This window comes from Clostridium sp. (assembly GCF_047718555.1).
Taxonomy (GTDB): domain Bacteria; phylum Bacillota; class Clostridia; order Clostridiales; family Clostridiaceae; genus Clostridium_I.
Window position 1 is genome coordinate 1 of sequence record NZ_JBDNRK010000007.1, and the last position, 14,368, is coordinate 14,368.

The following is a 14,368-nucleotide window of genomic DNA, read 5'->3' on the forward strand; positions in this document are numbered from 1 at the left end:
GAAAAGCAGAGAACCAAAATCTTCGATTTTGTGTGAATCGCTTTCACTGTGTGCGATGGGAGTATTACAGATGGTAGTCATCGGATAAATGTGCAATATTGACATTTATAAAAAGCTATGATATATTTTCACTAATATATTTATGTTTTAAACAAATGCTGACTGGAAAACCAGAGGCTTTGTGCGGAATGTTATAATTCTGCCCAAAGCCTTTTTTTATTTCTAAAATTCAATGTAGTAAGATTATATTTTAAAATGCAGAAAGGGAGAAAGAAGATATGAGTATTAATTTAAATGATACTGCAGCACCCCTTAGAGAAAAGAGATTGGGTTCTGTTTCAGGATACAGTGGAAATGCTGAGGAATTATATAAAAAATCTCATGATGGCAGCTTAAAGGATACAGATAGATCATTTTCTCAGTGTACCTCCTGCAGTGCAAATCAAGTTAAAAATCAGCTTGTGTACATACAAGATGCAGCTGTGGTAGAGCACGGTCCTGCAGGCTGCAGTGGAGATATACCAAATAGAAATATGGTTGGGAGATCAGGAAGAAAGAAAAGGAGACTTCCTATTAGAAATTTACACTATATAAATACAAATTTAACTGAAAAAGATACAATATACGGAGGAGCTAAGAAATTAGAACTTTCAATAAAAGAGGCTAAAAGGAGATTTAATCCTAAAGCAATTTTTGTAACTACTACCTGTGCATCGGGAATAATTGGAGATGATGTGGAAGCTATATGTAATAAGGTAGAAAGAGAAATAGGCATACCTGTTATTACTATAGTTTGTGAAGGCTTTAGATCTAAAATTTGGGCATTGGGGTTTGATGCAGCTTATCATGGAATACTTAGAAAAATAGTAAAGCCTGCTGTAAGGAGAAGGAATGACTTAGTCAATATAATTAACTTTCAAGGAAAGGATATTTTCACAGAACTTTTGGAAGATTGGGACTTAAGGTAAACTATCTTGTTCCCTACACCACTATTGAGCAGCTATCGCATATTTCTGAAGCGGCTGCTACGGTGCAGATATGTGCTACACTGGGTACTTATTTTGCAGCAGGACTTGAAGAGCATTTTGGAGTACCAGAAGTAAAGTCACCACCACCTTATGGAATAGCTGGTACAGATGCTTGGTTTAGAGAACTTGGAAAAGTAGTTCATAAGGAAGAAGAAGTGGAAAAGTTAATAGCGGAGGAGAAGGAGAGAATAGCTCCTAAACTCGCAGAATTAAAAGAAAAATTAAAGGGAAAGAAAGTATATATAGGTGCTGGAGCTGCACATGGGCATGGGATGATGTCTATTGTTAAGGAACTTGGCATGGAACTTGTAGGAGGCTGTACCTGGCATCATGATGCTAAATTTGACAATGGTGACGATAGAGCTGATAGTCTTAAACATGTTGTAGAGAATTATGGTAATTTTAAATTGTCAATTTGTAATAAACAATCCTTTGAATTGGTCAATACATTGTATAATTTAAAACCAGATTTATTTATAACTAGGCACGCCAGCACTATATGGGCAAGCAAATTGGGTATTCCCTCTTTGGAAATGGGAGATGAGCATTTTGCCATAGGCTATCAGGGTTTACTAAATTATGGAGAGGTTATTTTGGATACTATAAGTAATCCTATGTTTGTAAAAAAAATTGCTGAACACAGTAAGCTTCCCTATACGGATTGGTGGTTAAAACAAAATGCCTTTAAATTTTTAGGAGGTGAAGCCTAATGAGTGAAATACTTCAGGAACCAAGACATTTTTGTGCATTGGGCGCTCAACAGACAGTAATTGCTATTGAAAGGGCTATTCCAATTGTTCATGCAGGTCCAGGCTGTAGTGCAAAACTTACTACTGCCATGTCTTCCTCGGGAGGAAATCAAGGCTCGGGATATGCAGGGGGAGATGCTATTCCCTGCAGTAATTTGATTGAAAAAGATGTAGTGTTTGGTGGTGAAAAGAAGCTAAGAAAGCTCATTGAAGGAACTCTACAGGTAATGGACGGAGACTTTTTTGTTGTACTTACTGGATGTATTTCAGATATAGTAGGAGACGATGTAGGAAGTGTAGTGAAAGAGTTTACTGGAAGAGGGATACCTATTGTATATGCAGAAACAGGGGGATTTAAAGGTGATGCATATAAGGGGCATGAATTGGTTTTAGAAGCTATAATAAATCAATATTTAAAACCTTCACAGGAGAAGATTAAAGGATTTGTAAATGTATTTGCATCAGTACCCACCCATGATCCTTTCTGGGAAGGAGATCTAAATGAAATTAAAGAATTATTGAAAAGCATTGGACTTCAGGCAAACATATTATTTGGTCATAATAGTGGGGGAATAGATGCTATAAACAACATACCAAAGGCAGAATTTAATCTTGTAGTTTCACCCTGGATAGGTGTAAAGGCAGCTAAACTTTTAGAGAAAAGATTTGGAACGAAATATTTACACTATCCAGTATTGCCTATAGGTGGAGTGGAAACCAGTAAGTTTCTAAGAACAGTAGCGGATTTTGCTGGAGTCAATAAAGACTTAGTTGATAAGGTTATTAAGGAAAAAGAAGAGGAGTTTTATCATTATCTAGTTCGTTCTGGTGAATTCCTTGTAGCATCTAGATATGATCTGCCAAAGAAATTTTTTATAATAGATGATTCTTCCTATACTCTTGGAATAACTAAATTTTTAGTAAATGACTTAGGACTTTTACCAGCACATCAATTTATTACCGAAGATGTGCCAGATCAGTTTAAAGATAAAATTATAGAATATTTTAAGGAGTTTGATATTGAAATAACTGCTGATGTTACTTTTTCACAGGATGGTGGAGTTATAAATGAAAAATTAAATAAGTACGAAATTAATACATACCCATTAATATTAGGAAGCTCCTGGGATGTAGATATAGCAAATGCAATAAGCGGTTTACATTTGAGTGTGGGACTTCCCATAACAGATAGACTTATATTAAATCATACTTATGTAGGCTATAGAGGCGGATTGAATTTAATTGAGGATATCTATACTAAGCTTTTATCTTTACAGATTTAAATTATTAATAGAATATTTTCATTGAAAATGTGGGCTTATATCAAGTTATATTTTGTGTACAAGAATTTGACTAAAATTTTATAATTAAAAAAGCACTATGAAATTCATATAATTTTAACTGATTTCATAGTGCTTTTTATTTTAAACTTAATTGTGAATGTAGTTTTAGAAATCATTAATTAAGTCTGGATTTTTTAGACATACTTATATTTTAAGTTATTTAGTTAGTGGAAATATATTTTTTTAATTTAAATACAGTTCATATAAAGCCTGTGTTCCAAGATCTTCTTTTCCCTGTTCTATAAGTTTATCATAAAGTTTTTTTGAAAGGCTTAGGGCAGGAGTATCTAGACCCATGGCATCTGCTTCCTCTAAGGCTATTTTCATGTCCTTTACAAAATGTTTAATATAAAAACCAGGTGCGAAATCACCTTTAAGTATTCTTGGAGCATAAGCACTTAATTGCCAGCTGGCAGCTCCACCAGCGCCAATGGATTTCAAAACAGTTTCTGGATCAAGACCAGATTTTTTTGCATATACTAAGGCTTCACATACGCCCATTATATTGGAAGCTATAGCTATCTGATTACACATTTTAGTATGTTGACCGGCGCCAGCACCACCCTGCAGTACTATGTTTTTACCCATTAACTCAAATATTGGCTTTAAATTTTCAAAAGCTTCCCTATCTCCACCTATCATTATGGATAAGGTACCTTCAGCAGCACCTACATCTCCTCCTGATACGGGAGCATCTAAAGCAAAAATTTCTTTTTCTTTTGCAGCCTCATATATTTTCTTTGCAAGAGACGGTTTAGAAGTAGTCATGTCTATAACGTAGCCGCCTTTTTTTATATTATTAATAATTCCATTTTCACCTAGATATACTTCTTCCACATCCTTGGGATAACCTACTATTGTGATAACTATATCTGAATCTTTAGCTAGTTCAGCTACAGAAGTTTTCCAGATTGCACCTTTATTAATTAAAGCTAATGCTTTTTCTTTAGTTCTATTATAAACTGACAGTTTATAGCCTCCATCTAATATATGAGAAGCCATAGCAGCCCCCATTACTCCTGTTCCAATAAAACCTACTTTTATATCTGATTTTGACATATTAGAAATTCTCCTTTCCTTTACATACTAATTTAATTATAAGCATTTTTTAGTGCTTATACAAATTGATTTGCATTGTATGCTCATATATAATAAAATTATAAAATTAAATAAAAGTAAAGTTTATTAAGGAAAATATATCCATGAGATTATATAAAAATGGGTATTAAAAATAAAATAGATGGAATAGCTAATAAATAATAATATTTTTGAAAATATTACAGATAATAATAAGGAAACTATATATAGATATTTAATTAAAAGGGGTATTTAAATGAAAATTGAAGAAGGTAAAATTGAAGATATAAATGAAATAATGGAAATAATTAAAGCCACTGTATCTGATATGCATGAACAGAAAATATATCAGTGGGATCATACTTATCCAAGCAAGGAAATAATAACTGAAGATATGCATGAAGAAAATCTTTATGTATATAGAGATGAAAACATAATTAAAGGTTTTGTTGTACTAAATGAGTATGAAGATAAAGAATACGAAGAATTGGATTGGAAATATAATAAAGGTAGACATTTAGTCATACATAGACTATGTGTTAATCCAAAATACAAAGGTAAGGGTATTGCAACTAAGCTTATAGAATATGCTGACATATATGGAAGAGATAATAATTATTCAGCAATACGTTTAGATACATTTATAGACAATAAACCTGCCCGTAAATTATACGAAAAGAAAGGCTATAGTGTAGTAGGTGCATTGGAATTTAGAATGGGTGTATTTTATTGCTTTGAAAAAGCACTTGAACAAATTACGACTTATATATAGTACTATATAAATAGTATATTAGTTTGCGGTTAGAATTGTACATTTGATCAATAACAATTAAACAAAATATATATTTTACAATGAAGTTAATTTATTGCAGCATATATATTACAATTAACAATTGATATATAAAGGAGGTTTTTTATATATGAAGTACGAAGGAATTGTATACAGGCCACCTAGCGAAGCAGACAGTCTAATAGTTCAGGTGACTATAGGCTGTGCACATAATAAATGTAGTTTTTGTAGTATGTATAAGGATAAAAAATTTAGAATAAGAAGCTTGGAAGAAATAGAAGAAGATTTGCAGGATGCCAGAGAAAAATATAATTACGTAAAACGTATATTTTTAGCAGATGGTGATTCTATTGTTTTATCCATGGATAGATTAAAACACATATTATTTAAAATAAAAGAACTGTTTCCAGAATGCGAAAGAGTTGCAGCCTATGCCGCTCCTAAGGATATTTTGAGAAAAACTGCTGAAGAGCTTAAGGAACTAAAACATTTAGGCATAGGTATACTTTATATGGGAGTAGAAAGCGGCAGTGATATAATATTAAGAGAAATACAGAAAGGTGTTACTTCCTCTGAAATAATAGAGGCAGGAAAAAAGGTTAAAGCTAGTGGAATTAAGCTTTCAGTTACGTTTATTTCTGGTATAGGGGGAAAAGGCAGATGGAGAGAAAATGCTATAGAATCTGCAAAGGTTATAAATTCTATTAATCCTGATTATGTGGGCCTTTTAACACTTATGGTTGAGCCTAAAACAGATATATATGATGGCATTAAGTCTGGTGAGTTTAAACTTTTAAGTCCTGAGGACGTTATGTTAGAAACCAGAGAACTTATTAAAAATATTCAGGTGGAAAATTGTATTTTTAGAAGTAACCACGCCTCTAATTATGTGTCTATAGGGGGAACATTACCACAAGATAAAGAAAAGTTAATTGATATGATTGATGATGTATTAAGTGGAAAGTATGGGTACAAGCCCGAAGAACTTAGAAGATTATAGAGAATAATTTATATAGATCTATTTTGAGGATAAACTTTAAATAAGTAAAATTTATTAATTCTAAGAGGAGATTAATGTTCTTACATCGGTGCATCATGGAAATACTGAGAAGATTGCAAATGTAGATATTTTTACTAGTTTAAAGACAACTGAGAATTAAATGATATAATAGAATTTAGATAGGGGTGGTGTAATATGTCAAAAATTAAAGTATGTAAGCATACAGTTGATTATGATGAATTGGTAAAAGCGTTAAAGGATAATAAAATAAATTTTGAAACAAAGAGTTGTATTCATAAATGTTCTAAATGTCATGAGAAAGTTTTAATTAAAAAGGATGAGGATTATATATCAGCAAAGACTGTAGAAAAATTAATATCAAAATTAAATGATGAAAATTAGTAAAGAGTATTTAAAGCTAAATTTATTAATGTTTTTTAATCCTATAATTTAATAACTATTTAAAGTATAGTAAAAAGCCTTTGATTATAATAAAAAGACTCTAGCCAAAGTTTGTAGCTAGAGTTTTTTAATGGCAAAAATTCTGTCTATAAGGTTGGATTTGCAAAATTTTTTATAAACAGAATTCTTGGCATCGGATAAATTAGAAATGGGCTTTATTAGTATTTTATGGAAATTATTTTATGCTTATAGCATATATATGATGTAATATCAATGATTGGGGGAAAATATGTTATATATACATGATTTTATAAAAATACTTATTGCTTGTTTCTTAGGTGGAATAATAGGATATCAAAGACAAAAAAAGGGTATGTCTATGGGCATGAGAACACATATTATTGTTTGTGTAAGTGCTACTTTAGTACAAATAATATCTATAGATTATAATAGCTTAAATAAAAGTAACGCAGATGTAATGAGACTTGGAGCACAGGTTATATCTGGAATCGGTTTTTTGGGAATGGCAAGTATAATTAAAGAAGGCGGAAATGTTGTGGGATTGACAACAGCAGCAAGTGTATGGTTTATTGCATGTGTTGGTTTGGCCACTGGAAGTGGTATTTATGTTCCAGCAGCAATTGCTACAGTAATTGTTTATTTTATTCTTAGAGATGTATTTAAAATAGATAAGAGAATAAAAAAAATTAAAGGAAATGATAATAGTTATGAACTGGAAATTGTGTTAAATGGTATTATTGCTGATAGTAATAAAATAAATATAATTTTTAATACCATAACTAAAGAAAAATTTAAAATTTCTGCAATAAATGTAAATACAGAAGATAGAAGTAATATAATAATCTACATGAATGTAAATTTGCCTCCAAATAAAGAAGCAAATGATATATTGGATGAATTGCTTAAATATGAATATGTTAAAAAGATCTGTATAATGTAAATTAAAAAATATGTAGTGAAACTTATTTATCATATAATATGGCATAAAATGGATTTTCGTATTTGCAAGAATATGATAGAATTAGTTTGCACTTTTGAAGGAATATGATATAATTAATCATTGTGTAAATCAACTAAATTTTATTAAAGTATAGGTTCATTATATGAGGTTTGTAGTAAGATTGTTGATATTAATAAATAGTAGTTTTTGTTAATTTGTTAATAAAATGTCAATTATTGCAAAAAATCATAGGTGAACCAAAATATTTTATTCTAATGTAAAGGATTAAAATAAAAACTTTAATTGGCATAAAAATTATATGCAGGAGGAAAACGATGAACAAGAATTTTAAAAATATGATAATTATTTTTATAGGCTTCTTTTTTTTATCTCTATTTTCTAATACCTTATCACCTTTCATAACTACAATAAAAAATACTTATGGGGTATCAAATGATGCTATTGCAATACTACCGCCAGTAGTTTATGGTGCATCTTTTATAATGAGTATAGTTAGTGCTAGATTACAATCTTTAATTAGTCTTAAAAGAGGAGTACATATAGGGTTTTTATTCGCAATTATTGCCAGTGTTGTAATTTTGGTTTCAAAGTCATTTTACATACTTTTGGTTGGATACTTTATATCAGGGTTAGCAGTGGGTATGGGAACTGTATTTTTAACTACCATGCTTTCATTACTTCCTAAAGAGTATCAGAAGTTCAGTTTTGCCAATGCTTGCTTTGGATTAGGTGGTATTTTAATCTTACCTATAGATAGGTTTATTTTAAAAAACAGCATAAATTTTAACTACACTTATATTATTCATATAGTTTGCGTAGTTGTATTTATTATTATATCTTCAAAAATTGAAATTTTTACTTCTTGTGAAAAGGGAGAAGAGTGCAATAATACTTTTTCCGTATTAAAAAATCCATTAGTTTTAATATTATCTCTTGCAATATTCTTTTATGTAGGAGCAGAAATATCAACAACAAATTGGACAGGAACTTTCCTTGAAAATTATTATGGAATTACCAAAGCTGATGTTCCAGGAATTTTATCTAGCTTTTGGATTCTCTTTACTTTAGGAAGGGTTGTGGGAGATAAGTTCTTAGAGAAGGTTGGACAACTGAAATTTCTTTCAATTTCTCCTATAATATCTGTTATAGGAATATTAATTATTTTATCCGGTAATACTAAAACTCAAGCATTAATAGGTATCGCTGTTATGGGCTTGTCTATGTCATTAATATATCCGGCATTACAAGGCTATATCATACAACATGTACAAAAGCAATATGTACCAGCAGCTTCAGCAATTGTAACAATATTTAATAATTTAGGTGCTACATTTTTAACCTATGGAATAGGTTTTGCAGGTGGAATAAAGGTTAGCTATGTATTTATAATTCAGATATTCTTTTATGCATATATACTAATAGTATCAATGCACTATTTAGTTTCCAAGACTAAAAGGCAATTAAATTAATATAGAGGTTTGTTAAATTTAGGCTTTCAGGAATTTTCTGAAAGCCTTTTACATATATTGGTATAAAACCTATATTTATTTGTTATCTTTTTTATTATTTATAGGCGCGTCTGTCTGAATATAGGTAAGCTGTCCACCAGGGTACACTCCATCATTAGTAACTTTATAGTCATCATGATTGTGCATTGGATAAAATTGAGGGAAAAACTTTTTGTCAGGATTGCATTCATCTTCGGCACAAATTTCAATATAGTTAACAGTATCAGGATTATCAGGATTGTTTATAGGTTCAGTTGGTATATTTGCTATTGTATCTGGTGCCAGTTTATAAATTGAATGCATTTGACTGCATAAATAAGAAATACCATTTTCCCCGTTTACAATATCTGAAAGAAGCATAACATATTCTTTGTCAAAATAACTGTCAATATCATTGTATGCGAAATTTCTATTGGTAGCCGTCTTTGGAATATTAGGCTGAGGAATATCATAATAGCTCCATATGTCATTTTTATTCTGTTTTATTCCTGATTTTTTTAAGCTTTCTTTGGAAGGGTAAATAATAAGTGCCCCATACATACCCATTTGTACGTGTTCAGAAGCTTCTATATGATATTGTAGCTATGTCTAAATTTAATATAGACAAGTATTTTGATTTTATATCTAGAAGTAGGGAATGTCTCAAATTGTATTAATATACATCAGAGACTCCCCTTTTCTTCACTTTTAATGATATATGGGCATTAACTTTATTGAAATTAATACTATTAAAATCCTTTTTACAAATTAATACATGTTTACTACAGATATTTTGTATAAGGTATTCATTTTGAGAAAAGCACTTATAATATAGAAGTTACTGTAATTATAACTTTAGTTTTTCATCAAAATCATCATTTTCATTTATGACTATTAAATTTTCATGAATTTCATCAAAAATTCTAAATATTCCCCACATTCCTGATTCTACATCCCAACGGAATATTCCAGATCTATATGAATAATCACCTGGGTTTTGATTTGCTCCGTTTTCCAGTATAATATTAAATACATTACCAATACTTATTGCTCCTTGTACGGATATAATATTAGAAAATGGGTCAGAATATTGAGATTTCCAGGAATGCCCATGCAATACAAAGCTGTGATTTCTTGGCTTGTCTGCTGGCATAAGGAGTCTTATTCTTATAGGATCACCAGGATAGGATTTAAAAACAGGAGTGGCTGGATCACCATGAATTTCTGAGCTCATTACAAGATGCACCCTTGGGTCTTTTTTTAAACGGTTTTCAAAGCGCTCAGATCTATAGTTAATTCCCTTTTGACCTTGATCTTCAAAATCTAGATGAGGTACATCTTGTCCTACGTCAACGGGATCGAGATGAGCTGCACCATGTCCTACGTCAACAGGATCTGGTATTGGTTTATTATTTTTATCATATAGGCTTATACCATCTTGCATAAACACTACAAATTCCCTAAAGTCCGGCATGCCTGGATTAGATATCACTATTTCTTCGAGATGGCCATTCTTTACTTCTTTACCGGTTCTTGGGTTAATATATTTAGAGCCTGTAGGTTCGATTATAATAGTACCGAAGAGACCGTGATGTCTGTGGTTTCGTATATCTCCAAAGCCAGTAAGGGTACAAGTACCTAATTCTGAGTCGGCAAACCATCTGTAGGTTATACTTTCACCTGGAGCAATGCTTTGATCATAGTTGAAACCTACTGTTGCTCCATCAGAGTTTAAAACATCGTATTTTAGTAATTGTGCATGAAGAGAAACTCTATTTGATGGAGGAAAAGGTGCTTCTACGGGAACCTCAGGATGTTTGTCCTGAATTAATGGTTTAAAAATATGGTTAGTTAAGGTTATCTCTATGCAATCTCCTGCATTTGCTCGTAATATTAATGGTTTAGGTTTCATAGTTCCAGCAATAATTTTCTTTTCATGTTCGGCCAATACAAACATCAAGCCATTTGGATCATGATCTCCAAATTTATTGTATACAATATCCTTTTGTATGGTGACAATATCAAATTTTCTTGTGTTAGCATCTTTAGGACAATGAGCAGGGCATTTTGCCTTAGGTGGCGGATTGCCTGTTTTGCAAGGTAAGGGTTTTGTTCTCATTGGAGGTACAGGTCTATCGTCAAGAGGCAGTAGATGATCAACTTTCTCTTTATGAACTCTTAATATTCCCCATAAGCCAAGCCATAGGTCATCAATTCCTCCAAAATAATATAAATAATCTCCACTTTTATAATCTTCGTCTATTTCTATATTGAAGGCTTCTGATATACCTAAAGTTTGTGACTGAACAAGAGGAGATACTGGATCAGTAGGTTCCTTTCGCCATCTTAAACCATTGAGATTAAAAGAATGTTGTTCTTCATGTGCACCATCAAACAGCCTTATTCGTATAGGGTCTCCTTCGTAAGTCTCAAGCAGAGGTGTAACGGGATCGCCGTGTACATAGGAACTAAAAACATAAGCAGGATCACCTTTACGAAATTGAAAAGGCTCGTTTTTATAGTTTATACCCATAACCCCTGGATCATTCTGAGATCCTGGAAAAGGTGGTGGATTTAAAGGTTTGCCATCTTTATCAAAAAGAAGAGCAAAATCATGAACCGCAAGAACAAACTCTCTAAAGTCAGGTTCTCCAGGTCTTTTTATTATTGCCTTAGTTCCACTTTTTATTTTTTTACCAGTTTTAGGATCGTGAAAAGTGGAGTTAGAGGGTTCAATAATTAATGCACCAAATAGTCCATGCTGCTGATGAGCACTGGGAAATAAGTGATCATGGAAAAATATTGTTCTCAGTTCTGTATCAGCATAAAATCGTTCAATAAGAGTATCACCAAAATTAGCAGAGGCATCATTACACCAACCGTTAGAACTACCGTCTGCAACGATAGTATCAAATTTAACTAGGTGTATATGCCAGCCAGCCTCAGTGGTTTCAGTCTTCAATTGAAAGGCATTTCCACCTATTGTTTTAGGGAGTTTATTTGTAAGTCTAATTTCTATGGAATCTCCTACATTTGCTCTTATAACAAAAGGTTCAGGTTCTTTTTTACCACTTATAACTGCTTCTTCATCCTCTTTTAAGACAAATATCCTTCCTTCAGGGTCATGCCAACATTCATTGTTATATTTTATAGGAACTTGTATAGCGACCACTTCAAAAACTTTAGTAACTGCATCTGGTGGACAAGGATTAGAATATAGGGCTCCTGGTTCTGCATTTGGAACAAAATTTGCTTTTTCTAAAGCTGTTGGACCTCTACCGTTAACTATTCCCAGTGGTGGTTTAAAAGACTTTTTACCAACTTCTCCGGATACAAATCGTGGAAATCCGGGGTGTTTATCGTCTTGGGGCAATGGAGGTGTTCTATCTGGTAGTGGAATTAGTGCTGGTACACAAGTACCGTCGGGAAGCTGACTTGTACCATCTTCCAGTCTGTCAAGTATTCTCCATAGTCCCCACATTCCTTCAGCAAAATGAGGGTAAAGATGACAATGCCATATAACATCACCTATACATCCGTTTAAACTTCCTGCTCCAAATAAAGGTTCAATAGTAAAACTTTGTTGAGGGCTAAAGGATATGGAGTCAATTATAGTTGATTTAGGATCATTAGGTTCTAATTTCCATTGATGATTATGAAGATGGAATACGTGGGTTTCCTTGATTCCACCATGAATTACTCTAATTTTAGCAGGGTCACCTTTATAAGCACGTAATACTGGTGTAGAAGGATCTCCAAAAGCCCATGAACTTAAGGATACTTCCTCACCAACACCTCCAGTACCATGAGGATGACGATTTCTCATAGGTTCTGCTCTGTAATTTATGGGCATTGTTGATTCTGGCATTCCTGTTTCATGATTCATAGGTTGATTCCCATTGATATCTTTTATTTCTGGTTCATCATGAAAGATTGTAACGTATTCTCTGAAGTCAGGTAGTGCTGGATGGTGTATATCTGCGTATAAACCGCTTTTAATATATTTGCCTGTTATAGGATCTGTCCATGTAGCTCCCACAGGCTCAACTATCAGTGCACCAAAAAGTCCATGAACATTTGTGGATTTTTCTGAACTTCTCATATCCCCCATATCATTAAATAAAAATATTCCTTCTCTATCAGCAACCCACTTATATCTTATTTTTCCCCTAGTTGTAGTATCGGGATTAAAACCTATAGAGGCACCATCTGAACGCAAAACATTATAATCTACATCTTGAATGTGAATAGATGCAGGTCTGTCCAATTTGTTTTCAAAATCTATAATTAAAATATCACCTAAATTTGCTCTTATTACTAATGGTTGTACAATATCTACAGGTTTAAATGGCTTTTTTTTCACTTCTTCTCTTAGAATATATTCATTTTCTTTTAAAACATACATTAATCCATTTGGATCGTGATCGCCCTCTTTGTTGTATACTATTTTAGTAGATATAGCAACTATATTGAAGTGTTTAACTTGTACACATCCTCCGTTAAAATAAATTTTATTATCGTTAAGTTTATGATTTTTTAATCTCATTTCATTATCACTACTCCTTGTATTGAAAAAAAAGTAAATAGTATAATATTTGTCGTAATTATATTATTAGGTTTTCTGCCAATACATATTATGAGTTTAATACTATAAATGTGAGGTGAAAATTTATTTAAGTCTATTACTCCAAATTATGTGTTAAAATATAAAAGTGCAATAGCCTTTAGTCTATAGGTAAATTTGCAGATAAATAGTAGCTCATTTGAAATATTTAGTGTATAACTTGATATTCACATAATGTAGTACAAATTGTCAGGGGGATTGCTATGAAAAAAAATTACAATACTATTTTATTTGACTTAGATGGAACTTTAACTGATCCTAAATTAGGTATTACAAAATCTATTCAATATTCATTAAAGCACTTTGGTATATTTGAAAATAATCTTGATGATTTAAAAAAATTTATTGGACCACCTCTTAGGGATTCCTTTAAAGAATACTATAATTTTAGTGATAATGATGCAAATAGTGCAGTAGAGAAATACAGAGAGTATTTTTCTGATAAGGGTATATTTGAAAATAAATTATATACAGGCATAGTTGAATTATTAAATAAACTTTATAGTGAAGAAAAAAATCTAATTATAGCTACATCAAAGCCTACTGTTTTTGCAAAAAGAATATTAAAGCATTTTCATATAGATGAATATTTTAAATTTATAGCTGGTAGTAATTTAGATGGGACTCAAAGTAAAAAGAGTGAAGTAATTTCATATGCATTGAATCAGGGTAACTACTGTGATAAAAATAAAATAATCATGGTAGGAGATAGAAAATATGATATTGCTGGAGCAAAAGAGACAAAAATTAATTCAATAGGGGTATTATATGGTTATGGCTCCTATGAGGAATTGAAAAAAGAAAGACCTGAATATATAGCTAAAAATATTGATGAGCTGAGTAAAATATTAGTTTGATCTTTATTTGCTAAGAGTGATTTGAATCA

10 protein-coding genes and 1 pseudogene are annotated in these 14,368 nt (G+C 31.7%); 8 read left to right on the plus strand and 3 right to left on the minus strand.

Features of this window, described 5'->3' with window-relative positions; genetic code table 11:
• The first annotated feature begins 278 nt into the window (after window positions 1-278).
• Together ABF633_RS04400 and ABF633_RS04405 are read left to right on the plus strand one after the other, a co-directional pair.
• Window positions 279-1,738, plus strand: a pseudogene (locus tag ABF633_RS04400) (nitrogenase component 1).
• Complete coding sequence (locus ABF633_RS04405; protein ID WP_415522403.1) at window positions 1,738-3,060, plus strand: nitrogenase component 1; 1,323 nt, start codon at window positions 1,738-1,740, stop codon at window positions 3,058-3,060. The pseudogene ABF633_RS04400 and the gene ABF633_RS04405 overlap by 1 nt, the downstream one beginning before the upstream one ends.
• A gap of 243 nt (window positions 3,061-3,303) precedes the next feature.
• On the opposite strand, the gene ABF633_RS04410 is transcribed toward ABF633_RS04405, so the two are convergent.
• Entirely contained in the window at window positions 3,304-4,179 is an 876-nt protein-coding gene (locus tag ABF633_RS04410) for an NAD(P)-dependent oxidoreductase (RefSeq protein WP_415522405.1), read from the minus strand.
• A gap of 274 nt (window positions 4,180-4,453) precedes the next feature.
• Between ABF633_RS04410 and ABF633_RS04415 the strand changes: the two genes are divergently transcribed.
• The 5 genes from ABF633_RS04415 (at window position 4,454) to ABF633_RS04435 (ending at window position 8,840) form a co-directional block, all read left to right on the plus strand.
• Entirely contained in the window at window positions 4,454-4,969 is a 516-nt protein-coding gene (locus ABF633_RS04415) for a GNAT family N-acetyltransferase (protein WP_415522406.1), read from the plus strand.
• A 148-nt stretch (window positions 4,970-5,117) separates the two neighbouring features.
• A complete protein-coding gene (locus ABF633_RS04420) occupies window positions 5,118-5,987 on the plus strand; it encodes a radical SAM protein (RefSeq protein ID WP_415522407.1) in 870 nt (289 codons plus the stop codon).
• 195 nt (window positions 5,988-6,182) lie between these two features.
• Window positions 6,183-6,389 carry a hypothetical protein gene (locus ABF633_RS04425; protein WP_415522409.1) on the plus strand — a complete coding sequence of 69 codons (207 nt, stop codon included), beginning with the start codon at window positions 6,183-6,185 and terminating at the stop codon, window positions 6,387-6,389.
• A gap of 289 nt (window positions 6,390-6,678) precedes the next feature.
• A complete protein-coding gene (locus ABF633_RS04430; protein ID WP_415522410.1) occupies window positions 6,679-7,350 on the plus strand; it encodes an MgtC/SapB family protein in 672 nt (223 codons plus the stop codon).
• Between the two features lie 335 nt (window positions 7,351-7,685).
• The gene (locus tag ABF633_RS04435; RefSeq protein ID WP_415522411.1) at window positions 7,686-8,840 is read left to right on the plus strand and encodes an MFS transporter; all 1,155 of its coding nucleotides are present in this window, start codon (window positions 7,686-7,688) and stop codon (window positions 8,838-8,840) included.
• Between the two features lie 75 nt (window positions 8,841-8,915).
• Here ABF633_RS04435 and ABF633_RS04440 read toward each other — a convergent pair whose 3' ends face one another.
• Together ABF633_RS04440 and ABF633_RS04445 are read right to left on the minus strand one after the other, a co-directional pair.
• The gene (locus ABF633_RS04440; protein ID WP_415522413.1) at window positions 8,916-9,425 is read right to left on the minus strand and encodes a hypothetical protein; all 510 of its coding nucleotides are present in this window, start codon (window positions 9,423-9,425) and stop codon (window positions 8,916-8,918) included.
• Window positions 9,426-9,705: 280 nt separating this feature from the next.
• Window positions 9,706-13,404 (minus strand): multicopper oxidase domain-containing protein, encoded by a 3,699-nt coding sequence (locus ABF633_RS04445; protein WP_415522414.1) that lies wholly within the window; start codon window positions 13,402-13,404, stop codon window positions 9,706-9,708.
• A gap of 281 nt (window positions 13,405-13,685) precedes the next feature.
• Here ABF633_RS04445 and ABF633_RS04450 point away from each other — a divergent pair, with 281 nt between their 5' ends.
• The gene (locus tag ABF633_RS04450) at window positions 13,686-14,339 is read left to right on the plus strand and encodes an HAD family hydrolase (protein ID WP_415522415.1); all 654 of its coding nucleotides are present in this window, start codon (window positions 13,686-13,688) and stop codon (window positions 14,337-14,339) included.
• Window positions 14,340-14,368: the final 29 nt, after the last annotated feature.